14 protein-coding genes and 1 pseudogene are annotated in these 17540 nt (G+C 56.8%); 3 read left to right on the plus strand and 12 right to left on the minus strand.

All coding sequences use genetic code 11. From position 1 onward, the window contains the following. Positions 1 to 179: 179 nt before the first annotated feature. Together FRZ40_RS35395 and FRZ40_RS35400 are read right to left on the minus strand one after the other, a co-directional pair. Positions 180 to 1493 carry an IS5 family transposase gene (locus FRZ40_RS35395; protein WP_147233505.1) on the minus strand — a complete coding sequence of 438 codons (1314 nt, stop codon included), beginning with the start codon at positions 1491 to 1493 and terminating at the stop codon, positions 180 to 182. Positions 1494 to 2092: 599 nt separating this feature from the next. Continuing rightward, positions 2093 to 3298: a hypothetical protein gene (locus FRZ40_RS35400; RefSeq protein WP_147237290.1), complete on the minus strand. Its 1206-nt coding sequence runs from the start codon at positions 3296 to 3298 to the stop codon at positions 2093 to 2095. A gap of 450 nt (positions 3299 to 3748) precedes the next feature. On the opposite strand from FRZ40_RS35400, the gene FRZ40_RS35405 reads away from it, so the two are divergent. Next, positions 3749 to 4426, plus strand: coding sequence for a hypothetical protein (locus tag FRZ40_RS35405; protein WP_147237291.1), 678 nt, complete (start codon positions 3749 to 3751; stop codon positions 4424 to 4426). Between the two features lie 479 nt (positions 4427 to 4905). Here the strand turns inward: FRZ40_RS35405 and FRZ40_RS35410 are convergent, their stop codons facing one another. The 3 genes from FRZ40_RS35410 to FRZ40_RS46340 form a co-directional block, all read right to left on the minus strand. Continuing rightward, the gene (locus tag FRZ40_RS35410) at positions 4906 to 6069 is read right to left on the minus strand and encodes a GGDEF domain-containing protein (RefSeq protein WP_147236643.1); all 1164 of its coding nucleotides are present in this window, start codon (positions 6067 to 6069) and stop codon (positions 4906 to 4908) included. Between the two features lie 899 nt (positions 6070 to 6968). After that, positions 6969 to 7160: a hypothetical protein gene (locus FRZ40_RS35415; RefSeq protein ID WP_147237292.1), complete on the minus strand. Its 192-nt coding sequence runs from the start codon at positions 7158 to 7160 to the stop codon at positions 6969 to 6971. Between the two features lie 134 nt (positions 7161 to 7294). After that, positions 7295 to 7483, minus strand: coding sequence for an RNA chaperone Hfq (locus FRZ40_RS46340; RefSeq protein WP_081767765.1), 189 nt, complete (start codon positions 7481 to 7483; stop codon positions 7295 to 7297). Between the two features lie 281 nt (positions 7484 to 7764). Between FRZ40_RS46340 and FRZ40_RS45440 the strand changes: the two are divergent. Further along, positions 7765 to 7911: pseudogene (locus FRZ40_RS45440) on the plus strand (IS30 family transposase); the annotation flags it as partial. Positions 7912 to 8273: 362 nt separating this feature from the next. Here the strand turns inward: FRZ40_RS45440 and FRZ40_RS35430 are convergent. After that, the gene (locus tag FRZ40_RS35430) at positions 8274 to 8918 is read right to left on the minus strand and encodes a flagellar biosynthesis protein (RefSeq protein WP_147237293.1); all 645 of its coding nucleotides are present in this window, start codon (positions 8916 to 8918) and stop codon (positions 8274 to 8276) included. A 101-nt stretch (positions 8919 to 9019) separates the two neighbouring features. On the opposite strand from FRZ40_RS35430, the gene FRZ40_RS35435 reads away from it, so the two are divergent. Next, complete coding sequence (locus FRZ40_RS35435; protein ID WP_147235042.1) at positions 9020 to 9973, plus strand: IS5 family transposase; 954 nt, start codon at positions 9020 to 9022, stop codon at positions 9971 to 9973. 229 nt (positions 9974 to 10202) lie between these two features. On the opposite strand, the gene FRZ40_RS35440 is transcribed toward FRZ40_RS35435, so the two are convergent. From FRZ40_RS35440 to FRZ40_RS35465, 6 genes are all read right to left on the minus strand, one after another. After that, positions 10203 to 10496, minus strand: coding sequence for a TM2 domain-containing protein (locus tag FRZ40_RS35440; RefSeq protein ID WP_147237294.1), 294 nt, complete (start codon positions 10494 to 10496; stop codon positions 10203 to 10205). A 53-nt stretch (positions 10497 to 10549) separates the two neighbouring features. Beyond that, positions 10550 to 11284, minus strand: a complete 735-nt coding sequence (locus FRZ40_RS35445) for a TPR end-of-group domain-containing protein (RefSeq protein ID WP_147237295.1) — start codon at positions 11282 to 11284, stop codon at positions 10550 to 10552. Then, a complete protein-coding gene (locus FRZ40_RS35450) occupies positions 11284 to 12027 on the minus strand; it encodes a tetratricopeptide repeat protein (protein WP_147237296.1) in 744 nt (247 codons plus the stop codon). The genes FRZ40_RS35445 and FRZ40_RS35450 overlap by 1 nt, the downstream gene beginning before the upstream one ends. Before the next feature lie 35 nt (positions 12028 to 12062). After that, positions 12063 to 15068: a tubulin-like doman-containing protein gene (locus FRZ40_RS35455; RefSeq protein ID WP_147237297.1), complete on the minus strand. Its 3006-nt coding sequence runs from the start codon at positions 15066 to 15068 to the stop codon at positions 12063 to 12065. Between the two features lie 64 nt (positions 15069 to 15132). Next, on the minus strand, positions 15133 to 16158 hold the full coding sequence (locus FRZ40_RS35460) for a DUF4384 domain-containing protein (protein ID WP_147237298.1): 1026 nt from the start codon (positions 16156 to 16158) through the stop codon (positions 15133 to 15135). Positions 16159 to 16199: 41 nt separating this feature from the next. Next, positions 16200 to 17522, minus strand: coding sequence for a caspase family protein (locus FRZ40_RS35465; RefSeq protein WP_147237299.1), 1323 nt, complete (start codon positions 17520 to 17522; stop codon positions 16200 to 16202). Between the last annotated feature and the right edge of the window lie 18 nt (positions 17523 to 17540).

Genomic DNA, 17540 nt, shown 5'->3' on the forward strand with positions numbered 1-17540 from the left:
GCATCAACCTCTTTCTGCCTCAAACCCTTGCTGCGAAAGGCGTCGCGATTTGTTCAGAGTCGACTAAGTCGTCGCCCCTGAACAATTCATTTTCGGCTTCTTCTGGCGCCAAGGTTGAACGATGTCGCCATTGTCAGGCGGCATCGTAACGCCTGCGGTTACCTTGTCCGTTTAACTGCCTAACTCGCCGGCGCAGAGGCTGCATAGAGCATCGCGAGAATGAGCGCACAAATAAACCTCAGCTTCCTGAGGATCAGGCGCAGATTGTGACCTGCACCGCACAGGACAGCGTGCAGCGCATCACCCAGAGCACCCTTCAACCAGTTACGCCCGAGCTTGCCGTCGCTCTTCATGTGTCCAATAGCTGGCTCAATGGCGCTGCGCCGCCGGATCATCACACGCAACGCTCGCGTCACACCGCGGCGCAATCCTGGATGCCAGATCTTGACGCCTTCGATGTCAACGCCCCGATAGCCCCGATCAACGAAGACTGTCTCAGGCTTTACCTCACTCAGAATGTGCGCCTGTTCAAGCGCTTCTTCCAGCGTATGCCCATCGTACGGATTGCCCGGCATCGAACGCATGCCCACCACCAGCCCTTCACGGTGTGTCGTGACGATCGACACTTTCACACCAAATTCGTACGGCTTGCGCGCTTTGCCTTTGGACAGGCACTCCACCTCGGGCGCATGCAAGGCGTACAGCTTGTTTTTGTCTTTCGGCTTCTGCGTCAGGATGCGCTTCGTACGGTTGATCAGTTCACCCAGCGTCGCGCGTGCAGCCTCGTCAACCTGATCCAGCTGCCGCTGGACATCGCGCATCACACGGCCCACGCGCGAGCGCAACGTGCGCAGGGATTTCTTCATGCGCCGGAACTGCTTCGCGTGCGCATACCTGCCAATCTGGGCAGCCAGGCGTGGCGCCTCGCGATTGTAGTTTTGCCGTAGCTTCAACCCGTGACGCGCGGCTGCTTTAACCAGATGCTCCCGGCAACGCTCAAGCAGACGCGAGTCAGTCGGATGTGCGATGGCCTTTTCTGCCACCGTCGTATCGACAATCACCCGCTTCGCACTGCTGGCCTTGATCACATCCGCGCGCCGTGCCGCCTCGATCGTCTCGGCCAGCAACTCCTCTACGCCGGCCTCACCCAGCCTCGCGCGCCAGCGCGTGAGGCTCGACGGATCAACCGGTGGCTTCGTCTGCAGGTACGTTTCGCCCGTAAAAACCTGCCAGTATGGATTTTCAACCCATTGCCACACGACTTCCTCATCCGACAGGCCGAAGGCATGCTGCAGGTACAGCAGGCCCGCGATCAACCGCGTACTTGTGGCAGGACGCCCGCGATGCGAGCGAAAGCTCTCACTCATCGCCCGATCCAGCTGGTCCCACCGGATCAGATCAGCCAGCCTCACCAAGGAATGCTTCAGGTTGATCTGCTCGCGCAGTGGTTGCCGGAAGAAATCGCCTTCGCTTACCGGTGTCTTCGGACCCATCCAGACCTCGACAGAATTTGCAGGATTTCGCCTTTAATGTGCCAGGTTCCTGCAATTGCATCAACCTCTTTCTGCCTCAAACCCTTGCTGCGAAAGGCGTCGCGATTTGTTCAGAGTCGACTAAGTCGCTGGCGGCGTCGATCGACCAACGACGCCGCCGCCATGTCGCCTGGATCGCGCCGAATTGCATTAGGCCTCAACGAGACGGGAAACGGTTGTCACCGTGACTCAGGCGGACGCCCGGAACGCCGCCTTTGGCGGGCGGGATATTAGAGCCATCCGCGTTCATCGGGCACAAGCGGTTCGACGTCTGCCTGATATCTGTCGGTCCTGCCTGTCCGCTTCCGCCGACGAGTTCCTATGTCAAGCGCCCCATCCGTCTCGCCTTACCTACCGTCGCCGGCGCCGCCCGCGCTATGCGCACTGATCGGCCACACCTGACGTTCAGGTATCGCATCCGTCAGGCGGCAACGAATCGCTTTGCCTTTGCCGACGTTCGCACTTCGGCTACGGCGAACGTCAGTGTTCACTACAAGCGAATGCGTACTCGCGACCCCAAGCGGCCAGCCAGCTTTCGCAGCAGCGGACGTTCGCCCCTACTACTCCGTGTAGTTTGCTCTCAACGGATAAGCAGGTGTGAATTTCATGTCGATCCAGCCGGACCCATGATTTATAACGCCAAGACTATCCTGGTGCGCGGCCGAGTTGAAATTGATGTAGCAATGCGTATCGGTGGGGAGTTTCTTGTAGGAACCGTCGCGACTGTCAAGCAAGAGAGCCGCGCCATAAATATTCAAGAAAGCATACCGGCCTCCCGGAAGCACTTGACCACCACTCTGCCGGAGTCCGTCCAATTCATGCCCCTTTATATTTTTATAGGGGTTTAACCGCATGTATGGCGTGACACGATAATCCCTTCGGAAAATTCCGACAGTCCCATCTTGAAGCCTGCGCAAGATGAAGCCATAGTGCGTTAGCCATATTTCCGTTTCACGAATATCCCCGTTGTACGACGCAAACGGTTTTTCTGGAATCGTTGTGCCATCGTTGAATTGGATTTCGTCGTGAGAAATCGATCTAACTTCTTTCGCGCCACTACCCAACTGACATTTCCATATTATCCTGTTTGGGCTTACTTCAAAATCGAAGCAAACGGTCTCGCTCTCGATCAAAAAAAACGAGGAACTCCGAAATTGGCCCACCGGAATCACTTCGTGGATGACGGAGAGATTGTCGGCATCAATACGTACTAGTGCTTTGTCGGGCGAGTAAAATTGTTGCGATATTTGAGACTGCTTTCGATCTCGTGGAATCAGTATATACCGCGATGACGGATCCCATTGAAGTCTATAGTGTCGATAGAATTGGGCTCCCGGCGCGTGCAAGCTTCCCACCTCGTTGTCGGCTTCGCTCAGGATAAGGTAAGGCTTTTTTCCCGGCTCGACCAAGTAAAGTTTTTTCCCGGTAACTACGATCGCCCTTCTGTCATTTGGCGATGGGTAAACAGCGTTGCGTAGGCGATCTGAGAAATCACCCTCGAATACCGTTGGCGCAGAATCGACGATGGCTCTGCCATACTTGAGCTTATTGCCGATGGAAAAAAAGAATGGCGTCTCGGCCAGTTCGGAAAACTTCGAAGGCCTGTAGTCAACAATGTTGCTGTCGTTGGTCGATTTATTGTCAGCGTTCGCAGCGGTGCAAATAACCTGACTAGCTACAAGTAATGCGAGTAACACCTTTGATGTATACGTATACCAAGCGCTGGCGCAACGTCCGAGGTCTTTTTGTTTGTTTTCCGTGCTCATCGCTCATTCCATTTAGGTAAAACGAGGTAGAGAGGTCGAGGTCAACGCGGGCAAAGACGCCTATCAATACAGCACGTTTACAGTTCGCAGGCGATTTGTCAACAATCGCGATCGGACGTCGAACGCCGAAACTGGCCGACCTCTGCCTGACGGCGATCGGCAGCAGGCGACCCGAAAGCGGTCCTAGATGGCCTCGTCGGCGGAGGGCCTGCGTAGTCTATAACGGACAACCGCGCACTACAGCTTGAGTTACCGATTTCGCCACTCACCACGACGAGCCGTTACGAATAATTGTGTGTGCTCCAACACTTGTAAGCCATTTTCCCAGATACGATCTGACAGCAGTTGAAAGGAGAATCTCGGGTGGCGCAGCGTTTTGGGGCAATTTATTCGTCAAAATGCGCTTCCACTTAGGTCGAAGGTGGAGACAACAAATGAGAGGTGAAAAACATGAAAGAAACCCTGCCGGAGAGCGAGAGCGGTTGGTTCGAAAGAGTTACTGGTTTTATAGAACGCTTTCCAGCTCGGACGGCCGGGTTCCTTGTTGCATTTGCCTTACTCACACCCTTATGTTCGACCGCCTTTTGCCAGCCCAAAAGCCCGGCCGATGACCAGGATCTCAACGTAGTGCTGGGCGACCCCCGGATTCAACGCCAAGCCGAATTCAGAATCCCTCAGAGATACGATCCGGAGATTATCGACGGGTATCGTTTTCGACTGGTCCTGGACTCCTCGTCAATGCTGCCCGAGCCGCGACCTAGGGATTTCAAGATGAACAACAGATTGCTTGACATCCAGGTCGAGGCGTATCCCAAGAACGGAACAATGGCCGATCGAGTGGTTGATGGATCCTATCGCGCAAAAAAGATCGGCGAGAAGGATGGCTACGTAATTTACAGTCAACCGCTTGGAAAAAAATCCCCACCAACGAAAGTTTTTGCATACGTCGATTCTCAGGGGAATAACGTTATTGTAGAGGACTCTGAATGGGCTATTCGTTACGAAATTATCCACGGCGTAGAGCCGTACTATGTAATGACCTGCTTTTTTAGCAAAAAAATAGACATGGATTTTCGCGAAATTGATAAAATCGTGGTAAAGCTTATTTCAGATATGTACGTCAGGTAATCGAAATTTCAATCGTGAAAATGCGGTACGTAGGACACGTTGATTAGGAGAATCACACGTCGAATTCATTGCCGTACTTGAAAAATGTCAGGTTTTAATCCTGACTTTGAGATGATTAACGTAACGACAATCCGACCTGAGTGAAGGTCCGACTCGGATCCGACTTGCGCCGTTCGGCGAGAAAACTGCAATGTCACTTCTTGGCCGGGAAGACTCATTCATTACCACGAGAAGTACCACTCGTCCGCCCGGTCTTGCAATGGCGGCAAACCAGCATGCAACGGACCAGCCGCCGTCCGTCTCCGGACGTCGGCATGGCACTGACGACCGGTCCGTCAGCTCGCGCCTGAATGGGCATGAGGCTTTCCATGCACTTCCTATAAGCGTCTACCTGTGCCGTTCCCGCCCGAAAATGTACGGAAAGTAAGATCACCCTGACAAGATATGCTTCGACGTGATCGTCGCGTGCACGGTAAGCGTCACGCGGTAGCTAGCGAGTCAGGACTCGCCAGTTCGACTCGCCCTTTCCCCTTCCGCTTCGCGCGATACAGCGCTGCGTCAGCGCGAGTTATCAGGTCGGTGAGCGTATCGTCAAACCGGCATGTATCGATACCGGCACTGAAGGTCCAGCGGGGTTGGCCTTCTTCTGTTTTGCTGGCCGTGGCCGACAACAAAACCGATTCGATCAGTCCGGCCGCCTGCTCTTTCCCAGTCTGAGGGAGGAAAATTGCAAACTCTTCCCCACCAAGTCGCCCGAAAACGTCCGTACGTCGAAGCTGTCGGGACACCTCAATTGCAAAGTTCTGCAGAACACGGTCGCCAGCAGGATGCCCGTAACGGTCGTTAATAACCTTGAAATCGTCGAGGTCAATGATGGCAACTGAGAGCAGCGAATGCGAGGAACGGGCATCCTCCAGCAGTGCTCCGCCACGCAACAGAAGCTCACGTCTTGCAAGCAGACCTGTCAGCTCGTCAACTGTTGCGAGGCGTTGCGCCTGGTCCACAAGACTGTCGTTCACCAGCATGACGAGCCCAATTGACAGCAGGAGCAGCGAAAGAATGCCCGCTGCGATGAAAGCGATGTTCGATGCCGTCGGCTCCAGGACCCTCGTCGTGGGACTCGCGAAGACAATGCACTGAACAACTCTCGACGCATGCACTGCCGTACCGGCAGCTGCGCCGAGGATGACCAGCCAATGACCGTACTGGCGCCGACGCAGTGCCCGGGTATTCCAGATGGTCCAGCCCGCGGCCATCCGTGTATAGCCGAGCACAGCCGACATCACGCCCGCTCGCGCATTCTCATCGGGCGCAAATACAGCCCAATAGAACACGGCACCAAATGACACCGCCAGGCCCAGATACTCGTATCGCAGGATAGCCGGGCGACCGGCAAAGCGTCGGCAGCCTTGCAAGATCAGCGCAGCGGCCGTGAGGACGCACACACATGCAACGAGTACGATCGAGGGAGGGTAACTGCCGCGCCTTGAGACGAGCACGCCGAATGCCACAAATAGAATGCAGTGTGCGGCGAGCCATTGGCCAAGACCTGCAATGCGATGACGGGCGAGGCTACCAAGCACGCCAGCGCTGGCGATGCATGACACCATGGCGACAACAAGAAGGACGTCAGTGCTGGACATTGTTCTGCGTTACATTGTTGTTAGCCTGGGCCTGTCATTCAGAAACCACCTCTGCCCGAACGAGCGCAGGCGATCTCAATGATGCTTCGGGCTCGTCTCCCCGAGGATCAGAATCACATCCCTCGCCCGAGCAGACCTGCGTTCATCGAGAGAAACTGGCGTCTTCCCTGCGACGCAATCGGTCGTAATGAGCGAACCGGTCGCCCCGCGAGGAACCCTCGCTGGTCCAACTGTGCGTACGCCGCAGTCAGCTTTCCAGCAGGTTCACCCGCTCCTCCATGCTCGTCAAACCGACACTGTCGTTCAGCAAACCGAAAAAGACCGTGTCGTACTCAATCTGCTGGCGCGGCAACCGACAGGTCGGTGCGAAGGTTAACGACGGCCGGCGGGGTGCTATGAGCCGACTGGAGGATCTGTCGAGATGCGCTTCTGTCCATGTCTGTATATCGACACGGATGCGAGATACTGAACTGGGCCGCACACATAGACCGAACGCACCGGATGGACCGACAACGAAGCGCTACGGCCGCGAACAGGAGGCTGAGAGTCTAGCGGCGCACCGTCACGTGAAATCTCGGGGCGTTAAGAGCCAAGACACTCGCGCTCGCATAAGGCAGCGTTTGCGGGATTCTGAAGCGGACCGGCGTGAGCCTGCCCACCTTGACGGCCCCGCCCACGGGCCGCCGCGAATGCCTTGGCGACAAAGTGCTCCCGTTCGCATCAGGCAGCGTTGTTTGCAGAAACCGATGCAGCCGCGCCCACCGACTGCCGCGAACACCTTGACGGTGTCTCCGTAGCTCGAACGAGCGATTACCCCGCCCCCCGTTTAGAACCATTCATTCAATGCGTAAAACCCTGCCGAAGCAGGGTTTGGTACTCCACATCAGGACCGCTTCCTGTTACGCCGCCTTCTTGTGCGTCACGTGGTGACTCACTTTATGAATGTGCTTCGTCGTCTTGTGGGCGGGCGCCGGTTTCGTGGCGGGCGCCGTAGCGGCAGCTGCGGGTGCGGTTGCGGCAGGTGCGGAAGCCTGGGCGAACGCGACCGTAGCAAACAGGGAGGTAACCAAGGCGGCAGCAAGCTTCTTCATCCGGAGTCTCCAGTGGTAAGGCGACGATTCATTGCGTCGTCCACTGCCATAACGTTGTGGGGTCCGGTTTCGTTGACGTCAGATGGTGCGTTGACGTAGATACTGAAACCGCTCGTTGTTGGTGATGTTCGCTTTTAGCTTCGCGTTTGCTGAAGACTGGCGTGTAGGGGCTCGCGCACCGTGGCTATCGCATGCCTGAAGATTAGCGGGCTACCGTTTGACGACTGCAAAAGATCAGCGCACATGTCGAATAACGCGATCGACCCCGTCAGCCGGATTCCCGTGATCAGAAAACCCCCACGATTTTGCTCCCGGCTGCGCAGGCAGTCAGGAAATCGGTCTGTGCGTCACGAACCCTCGGGGACAGGGATGATCCCTCACAAGGCTCGCCCGCCATTGCGCGAGCAAGCCGCTACCAATCACCGGCGCTGCATTCTTTCCGCGTCGCCACGCCTTGCTACAAGCTGCTTTTCACGCCGTTATCGCCAAAAAATGCACGAAAAGGACTACAAGGGCTTCCCCGTTGAGCGCAAGCTCAATCGCGGAATTCTGTTGTTAGCTTTGCCGTTGCCTGCGTTGCGTGAGAAGGTGAAGGACTGCGGTACTACAAACGGTCAGCCAGGATGACCTTGACGCCATCGCCGACAGCCTCAACAGTCGACCTCGTGCCACACACGCGTTTCACTCGCCGTTCGAAGTCTTCTCGACCATGCTCGCACTTGCTTCTCGCCCCGATACGTCTGTCCACTGAACCTTGTGTTGCACCTCACGTTTGAAACCGCCCATCAAAAGGATGCGTTCTCGCAGAATCTACGATTTCCAAATGATTGATTTTAAAAGACAAATTAGAACAAACCGTCAGATTTAGCACGAAAAGGACGAATACCCCAAGTTGGGGAAAAGGTTGTGCCGGGGCGCGAGGCACTCCCTTCCTCCGCTCTATCTGTCTATCGGGAACGTGTGCCGGCGAGCATAGTACCCCGGCAATTTCTGGCGCCACAGGCGCCACGGTAGCGATCGCGAAGAGCCCACTCTATGGTTCGTCGTCCGTGCTGGGACCGGGATACGTAATCGCGAGCTCTACTGAACGTCCAGAGCTCGCGGCATCGACGATTACTTGCCGTTGATCAGGTCCTTCGTCTGCTGGGCAATGGCAGCCAGGCCTTTTTCCACGATCTCTTGCCAGTCACTGGACGTCACAACCTGCTTCGATTCGCTCACCCGAGTCTTGAGTGTCTGAGCACCATGAAGCGCACCGACGTCACCGGACAGCTTCACCTCCGATTTCTGGTTGGTAGTAACGGACCAGAAGCCAGGCTGGAACCACGCCCAAAAGTCGACGATCTGTGCTGTCACGGGAGCGGCGGAATCGAAGTTGGGGTCCCCTTGCTTCACGACAACATATCCTGCTTGCTGAAAGCCCGTAGTCAGCGCACTTTCAACCAGGCCGGAAACCGTTTTGCCCTCAGGAAGCACCACGTCGCCGAGCGCCTTTCCATAGCCGTTTCTCTTACGCCCGATCGCTCGAGCCTTTGAGGCATCGCTAGAATCTTCGGCAGGATCCAGCGACGCCATATCAGCACTCGGAGGCGCAACGGTAAACGTTCTCTTGTCCTGCGCAGAGTCGATGCGCACGTACTTGCCCGTCGCCGGGTTCATGCCTTGCAGCGCAGATACGTCGACAGTGGTGCGCCCGACTGCACATCCTGCGAGGATAGACGCAGCGAGGCCATAGATAGCGAGTCGACCAAACAGCATGATAGCCTTTCTCCTTGTTTATTATGGAATCTCTGCAAAAGTCCTGGCGTTGACGTGAGGTTGGACTATCCTGGGATCAGGAGAATTCATGGAGTGGCGTGATGACACAACTTGGTCTTGGTCTGGATCTGTCAACGAAGCGCACCCGCAAGCGCGAGTTTCTCGATGAGATGACGCGCGTGGTGCCGTGGCAGAAGCTGATAGCGCTCGTCGAACCGCACTATCCGAAAGGCAAGACCGGCCGCCCACCGTTCCCAGTCGCAACGATGTTGCGCATTCACTTCCTGCAACAATGGTTCAGTCTCTCGGACCCGGCGATGGAGGAGGCGCTGCACGACATACCGCTGTACCGGGAGTTCGCGCTGCTGGGCACGGGTATGACGCGGCTGCCTGACGAGAGCACGATCCTGCGATTCCGGCACCTGCTTGAGGCCCATGAGCTGTCGGCCAGAATGCTGGCGACGGTCAACGAGATCCTGCAGGCGAAGGGCCTGATGCTCAAGGTGGGCTCGGCGGTCGACGCAACGCTGATTTCGGCACCCAGTTCGACGAAGAAGGCTGGCACGCGAGACCCCGAGATGAGCCAGACGCAAAAGGGCGGCAGCTGGTACTTCGGTATGAAGGCGCACATCGGAGTCGATGTGGAGTCGGGGCTGGTGCATACCGTGAAGTGCACGCCGGCGAATGTTCACGACGTCACGGTGGCGCATGAACTGTTGCACGGCGACGAGCAGGTTGCGTTTGCCGATGCGGGCTACGTGGGCATCGAGAAGCGAGGCGAAACGGGGGCGGTCCAGTGGCACGTGGCGATGAGGCCGAGCAAGCGAAGAAAGCTGGACAAAAGCAAGCGGCTCGACAGAATCTACGAGAAAGTCGAGCGGCTCAAGGCGGGCGTGCGGGCGAAGGTTGAGCACCCGTTTCGGGTGCTCAAATGTCAGTTCGGCTATCTGAAGGCGCGGTATCGGGGACTGGCGAAAAACACGGCGCAGATCGAAACGCAGTTCGCGCTGATCAATCTCTGGTTGGCTCGCGGGGTGCTCGGTAAAGCGAAATGAAGGGCGAAGACGCCCCCCAAAGGTGCAGCGTCCATGCGCAAGATGCGACCGGCATCGGTTCAACACAGCGTGAATGAGGACGCGAATTCCACTCCGCACGTGCCAGTTAGAGATCCCAGGCAGAAAACGGGTTGTTCAGACCTTCCTTATCTTTATGCTTGGCCGTTGTGTAGAGCCGAACTGGCTGACTTGTAACGCCAGGCTCCTCGCTGCAACAGGCCACATCGCGTTACGCGAAACGGTTTGCCAAGGTCACATTGAAGGAGCGGATGATGCCCGGGAGCAGGAACGCATCGATAAGTACCCACAGCCCGACACAACCTACGATGAAAAAACCAACGCCGAGAAACATGGTGCATGCACCCACAATCGTAAGCAGAAGCTGGGCGATCGCCGTTCCTGTACGACCGGCATAGAAGCGATGACCGCCAAGAGTCCCGAGAAAGAACCAAAGCAGGTATGCAACACCGACGCTTTTCTTCTGTGCGTCGTACATCATCATCTCGCGAGCAGTTTCACTCATGGCCATCCCCCGTTTCAAATTTAAGTTTTGACACCGCAGAACACACTCAGCTGCTATCGATAGCGAGCCACCAGCGCCTGAAAGCGCACGTCCTTTCTCAGTTCGGCCATCTCTGGCGCGGAGTCCAACACGGCAAACTCGCGAAAACCAGACCTCAATGCGCTATCCAGATAGTCGATCGCGTCATCGACCTGTCCTTGCCTGGCTGCCAGCAACGCGCGGTCGTACTGTTTAACTCCAGGTTTGCCGGTGGATTGGCTGGGCGCGCCTACCACGGGAGCGGTAGTCGGGCCTGCAGACCCAGAAGCCTTGAGGCCTATCTGAGTCGGCGTTGGTGTGACGCCAACCGATACCCGCTTCGCAGCGGGCGTAATCCCCTGTTGCTCTACTCTAGCGGCTACGATAGTACTGGATGTCTCCGGTTGCGAGGCACGAGCAGGTTCGACGACCCGCCGATAGTAGACGCGTCCGACCAATGGCGCTTTCAGATACACGCGGTCCGGACCGTCGAAGAAGAACTTCAACCCGACGCCGTACGGCATGTCGACAGTTGCCGTATCGCCCTTGACTTCAATCCCGGTCACCCGAACGCTCGTGCCAGTATCTGGAGTAACAATTTCGGTCGCTGACACGACGATGTCCGGTCCCACCGGCAGTTGCAGGCTGTATACGTCTATGTGTTCAACCCGCCAGTGACCCAAAATCGAAGGATCAGCTGACTTCGAACATGCCGAAATAAGGACCAGCGCGAAGGCGGACGAAGCGGCCAGTCGACGGATAGAAGCCATCACACCGTTGTTTTGTATTTCTTGACGAGCGCGATGAAACGCGGATCATTTCGAATCGTGTCTAGGTCAGGATCCTTCTGCATCTCGTCGAAATACGAGAAGCCGTTCAGAAAGCTGGCCTCCAGTTCCTTGAATGCTTCGTCGGTGCGCCCCTGCTTTAGCCTGAGCACCGCCATGTTGTAGTACACCAGCGATTGCTTCGGATCGCGCGTCGCCGCGTCATTCAACTCTTTCTCGGCATCGTCAAGCTTGCCTTGCGACATCTGGGCAATCGCCACCTTGACCATTTCTTTGGCCGCGACCTGGTTGCTTGCCGATTCTGCCCCGGGGGCATCGCCCTGCGACAGCTTCGTGTCGCCGTCCTTGCGCTGTGCGTTGATGTCTGCGTCCGACGGCGAAATACCGACTGTGGTCGCTTGCGCCGGCGCGCTTGCAGATGCCGGTGCTGCCGGCGCCTCCGAAGCAGCTGCCGGATCTGCAGCCGCGACTACCTCGACCTTTGCTGCATGCGACTTTTTATAGTACAGACCGCCGCCGACGGCGCCTGCAATCACCACAATGCCTGCCGCGATAGCAGCCGCAATGATCTTCTTGTCGGGTCCGGATTTGCCGCCGGTAATCCGCGGTACCAGCAGCGTCGAGCACTCAGGACACTTGAGGTCTTCGCCTGGCGAACGAACGAAAATCTCGCCGCTGTTAGCCTTTTCGCAATCACCGACGGTGGGGCATTTATAGATTGGCATATCTCTGCTTACTCAGTTTTGTGTTCAACCGCCGTTCACTCGGAAACGGCCGGCAACCCGATGATTTCGCGCACAGGCTTTTGCATCGAACTCAGTGCAACAAATTCAGGATCCTGGTCGTCCTCGCCCGCTTCGTTGAAACGCGCCGTAGCAAAGTCGATGTAACGGTCGAACACTTTTTGCTTTTCATCTCGGTGCTTCAGATCGACGTCGACCTTCCGGCTGACCTCCCGCTCGATCAGGCTCTGAATTTCGGCCGGATGATCATCGTCGATGATTGACTGCCACGTTGCGCCTCGCAACACTCTCGATGCAGGGAGTCCGTTCGCCTTGTAAACGAAGGCCCACTCCTGTTCGCCGGTCGTCTTGTTTTCGCGCTCCTTGAGCATGTCCATCAGACGTGCAACGAGCAGGAACGGCTTGCGTTTCGCGAGCGCGCTTACCTCGGCCGCCGAACGTGCATACAGCGGAGGAAGCTTTTTGCCATCGCCGGCGCTGTGCAGAAGGTGCGATTCATTGAAATCCGCAACCAGTCCGTCGTAGTGGCGCTTCATCATCGCTAGCGGCTCGATGAATCGTGCCGGCATTAACGACGCAATCTTCAGGATGACGATCTCGTTCGACAGTCTGCCAGGTGCAACCACAGTGTCAGATGCAGGGTCCTTCTGCTCTTCGAAAAGGCGCGTCAGCGCGGCCTGGAAGTCCTTCTGGCTCTCACATTCCGGCAGGAAAACGGCGACCGTGTTGGTTGTTCCGCGCGATCCGCCCGTATTGTTGGCCACCGACCGGTCAACTTCGGTCTTGTTGTACTGGATCATCGTCCCGGACTTCTCGTAAAGCTCCGACACGAATTTCCGCAGGCCGTTCGGGTTCGCGTCGTACTGCTTCTGCAGTCGCTCAACGATATTCACCTGCAGCACAGGCGGAAGGTTCTTCGAGATTTCAGCGTGCGCCATCTCGACGATAGTCGCCGAAGTCTGCGATATCGTCGAGATGATTGCGCCCAACGAGACCCCACGAACGAGCTTCTCGAAGGAATCGACCTCAGTGCCCGCCAGGTCGATGACGGACTGACGTACCTTCTGCGTGCGGACGATCTGTGCCTGTTCGTCGACGATAACCGCCTTCATGATGTTGGCGATTGCCGTACGGTCAAAGATCCGCTGTTGATAGGTCGTATCACCGCCAACCAGACGTGCCTGCTGTTCGTCATGCACCCGCTCGGTCGCGGCCGCAAGCGTCTGGTGCATGTCGTCAATCTGGCCACGCAGCGAAGTCAGCTCGTCCTTGATGAACGGAATCAGACTGATCGCAAACTTTTGCCCTTCCTGCAACGTCCGTGCCGCATAGATATCCTGATGCCGTGCTGCGACCTCTGCAAACAGCGCACCGCGCTTGTCAGTCAGGTGCTGTCCGAAGAAGCCAACCTTGTTGAACTGGGTCACCAGTTCCTCAATGCTCTGCTGGATAGCAGCCAGAACCGTCGGAGCCTTCGTGAGTTCGTCTGCAAGCACTGCCTGACGCTCGTCAAGAAGCGCAAGGATAGCGTCGACGAACTGGCGCAACTGGATCAGCGAATGCGTGCCAATCTTCCAGCGTGCAAACAGGTCTTTTTCGATCTGGCGACCGATATGGCGCGCCATCTCAAGACGGGCATTGCCCTTGATCTCGTAAAACTTGCGCACGCCACCGAGCTTGCGATAGGTTTCGTCGAAGACCTTGGCCAACCGTGTGTTCAGTGCTGAAGCCCAGGTTGTCTGCTCGAGCGTCGGGTCGTTTCGTACTTCCGATGCGATAACACCGACCACCTGCTTCCAGAATTCCTTGGCCGGCTTCCAGCCGGCATTTTTCGCATCGCCCTCAAGGATCCCGACTTCGAGGGTAAGGTGCTGGTCGCTCAGCAGCATGTTCTGAAGCGCATCCGGTTTGCGCGCTTCACTGCCCCAGTCCTTCTGGACCGGTTCATCTGCGTAGCCTTCACCTTGCCTGAAGTTATTGCACATCAACTGCCGCGTGGCCTGCTCCGCGAAGCCATAGGCGAGATATTCCTTGATTTCCTCTTCGGGCACGACGATCCGTTCGACGCCAAACGACAGGAATAGCTTCGCGCGCGCCTTTCCGTCGTCTTCGCTTTCGAAGTTCTTGATGTCGTTTTCGCCCTTCTCTGCCCGGCCCAGCCCTTCCCATCCCTTATTGAGCGTTTTCTGGTAGATGAACTCAGCGACAGTGCGAGGAATCTCGCCTTCGACATCGAACTGGATGTTGTGCTCGTTCAGGTTGCTGACGAGGTAGCAGCCGTTGAAGTAGATATCGTGCGACATTGACGAACCGTCGAGAAGGTTCACCGGATGATATTTGCCGACCGCAATCGCATTCAGTTCGGCGAGAGCCGCGTACCCGTTGGCGTAGTAATTCTCGAAGCCAGCAACATTACGAACACGGCGCGAATCTTTCTCAGGAAGCAGTGCATAGATGAGAATGCGGTGCGTCTCCGGATTGGGGTACTTGTTGCGGATGAGCGCAACAGCATCCGCCACTGATCCGCTGCCAGTACCGCCTGCAAGACCGCAGACCACGTGAATCACGGCGCCAGCGCGCCCGGGGCCGCCGGCCAGCACGTGCATGCGGTCCTCGACCGCCTTCACGAATTTTGATGCGTTCTGCGCGAAGACAACTCGTCCCAGCTTGCGTCGCTGCGCCGCGCCAGCCGTGGTCATCTGGAAGGCATCGAATACGCCGCGAGGCTCGATCCAGTCACGCAGCCCCGGAAAGGACGCGGGGTCTTCGAGTGCAGCACGAACACTGCTCGCGGTGTTGATCATGAACTGGCTACGTGCCAGGTTGATCTCTTTCCCGAGCACCTTCCACTCGTCGTGTTTGTCGATTTCGTCGTTGGACGTATCGACATACAAGTATTCAAATTGCGCTTCCGAGGGGCTATTGCCCTGTGCGTCCCGATTGCGCTCAATCGTCTTGCGCAAATGACGGATGATCTTGCCGCCCGAACCGCCCAAGCCGATGATCAGATGGTTGTGTTCCATTTCTTTCGTTTCTCAGTAACTCGATGCCATTCGCCGGGGTATGCCTCGCAAGCCCTGTCCGGCTTCACTTGTGTGCAAGGTTGATTTTCAGGAGCAGTGCCGGGTCCGCTTTGGTTGTGTGCTTCACAACGTACGACGCGACCTGCTGCCCGGCAGCTGGCGTCTGATCGTCAGCGAAAACGATGCCTTTGGAGGTGTACGCCTCGGTGTCTGCCTGCGCGATTTGAGGTGCGCAGCCGCCAGACGCATCCGGTGCAAAGTTAATGCCCTTGGAGGTGTAATCTGAAGACGCGCTCGCCAACTGCATCGGCGCGACATCGGACGCAGCAGATGGACTGGTCGATGCGGTCTGCGTCGTCCCCGTTGCCGCCGCCGGGTCCAAGCCAGGGGCATTCGCCGGCTGCGCCGCAGTAGTCGACGCTGCAGTCGCCGTCATGCCCGCGCCAGCCGGACAGGCACCCGCATCTGCCGTTTTCAGCATGGGGCTAGTGACCAGGTCAGGCGCAACCGTACGCACTCGACGCGTCACATCATCGTGCGCCCGCTCAGGCGACAGATACACCATGAGCTTTTCCATCCCCGGCTTGTCGTCGAACTGGAACGCACCCTTCGCAGGAAAGAAAACCACGCCCATCGCATCCACGAAATTGTCTTGCGATGGTTGCGGATAGATTTGAGTAACGGTACCGTCCGGTGCCTCGTTCAGGATATAAACGTAGGACGGCCGGTTCACCTTCACGCCGAGCTGAAACTTCTCGCCGCTGTGGAACACGCGACGTGTCAGCACATCCTGCGTCGTGCCATCTGGATTCTTGAGCCTGACGAAGTAGCTGGCGCCGAGTTGCGATGACGGTCGTTTCTTCTTTTGAGCGACCTTCAGGACTGCGGGCGCGGAGCTTGAGGCTGCCGTCACGGGCGCGTCCGTCGATGCTACAGCCTGCGCGGGCGCATTGTCGTCAGGCTTTGAAGTGCCTACCGCAACGACCGAGTCGTTCGCGGAAAAGAAAAGTGACTTCGCAGTGTAGGCTTCTTCAGCGAACGCATGCGTGGCCATCGCAGCGAAGGTCAGGGCTATCAGAGGATATCGCATGCTTTTTTCCTTTAACTTGATTCGTGCTCAGGAAACGCTCATCAATAAATGGCGTTCAGATCGTCCGGGATTGTCGAGAACTGACGGGGGTTCTGGTCTTCCTTTCCGTGCGATGCATCGAGCGCCATGCGAGATGTAAAGTTCTGCGCGTCGCGGAATGCAGGACCAAACTTGCCGTTACCCGATTTCAGATAAGCAAACAGTGATTGAGTGAAAAAGGAACCGTTCAGAGGTTGCCCGCCGGTCGGGCTCGGAAACGTGTGCCCAGCTGATGGCCCCCATGATCTTTGGTTGGGGCTGGTCGCCGTGACAATCATGTAGCCGTTCCGATTCCGGTCGATTGGGCGCGCCGCCTTGTTTTGACCAGCAGCCAGCGCTTTACCGGAATCGTCCGCAAAACGGATCCCCTTCGATGTAAAGTCCGACGTACTCCACGCTGCCATCGAGATCCCTTCTTTTTCTGGTTTCCCGCCATTCGTCTTGATGATGTACTCGGTACTTTCGTCCTTGACGTCGTCCAGCATGTCGCCGCTGTAGCATGTATCGATGACAACGCGCGTTGTGTGGCTCGGTCTGCGTGCGATGCCCTGTACGAGCGAATCAGGTACTGAGTGTCGCTGCATGTACAGCTTTGCTTCCGTCTGGTCAGACATCGTCATCGTCTTCTCGTTGACGGAGTCGTACGCGATGATGGACATTTTGCGTTGATCCGCACCACCGGGCGTCGGTACCGGTTCGGTCCCGTGGCTAGAGATATAGATGAAGACGTCGTCATTCGGTCCAACCGAGCGGTCGAGCGCAGTGAGTGCACTCTCTATATTCGCCTGCGTTGCATGCTCATCGAGTAACGTCGTGACGCTGTAGCCGGCACGCTTGAGATAGTCCTGCACAACGATTGCATCGTCGCGCCCCTGAATTTGGGGAATGTAGCGATCGGCAAAACGGTTCAGACCGACTACGAGCGCGCGCTTGACAGACACAGAAGATCGCGTCCCCGCATCACGAGCAGACGACTTCAGCGCTTCACCCGCCGCAGCCTCCCACCGCTTCTGTTTGATGTTCTGTGGATACAAGGGCGACGTCGACTTGATCCCAACGATCGATTGCACAATGGTAAAAGCTGTGTCGACATCGTCCTCGTTCTGGTAGCCACCAACGAGCTGGATTCGACCTGTGCTATCGCGTACCACCGACGCCTGACTTAATCCGTGCTCACGGAATTTAACCTTGATGCGCTCCACTAGCGTTTGAGGGACGCTGTATGAATGATAGGTGTTTTGATAACCAGGCAAGCTACTTGCGGCGCAAGCGGACAGCAAAACAGCTCCTGCCAGAATCAGGGCACGCTGGACGTACGTTTTCATCGCTCTATGAGGATTGGC

It is taken from the genome of Paraburkholderia azotifigens, assembly GCF_007995085.1.
Classification (GTDB): domain Bacteria; phylum Pseudomonadota; class Gammaproteobacteria; order Burkholderiales; family Burkholderiaceae; genus Paraburkholderia; species Paraburkholderia azotifigens.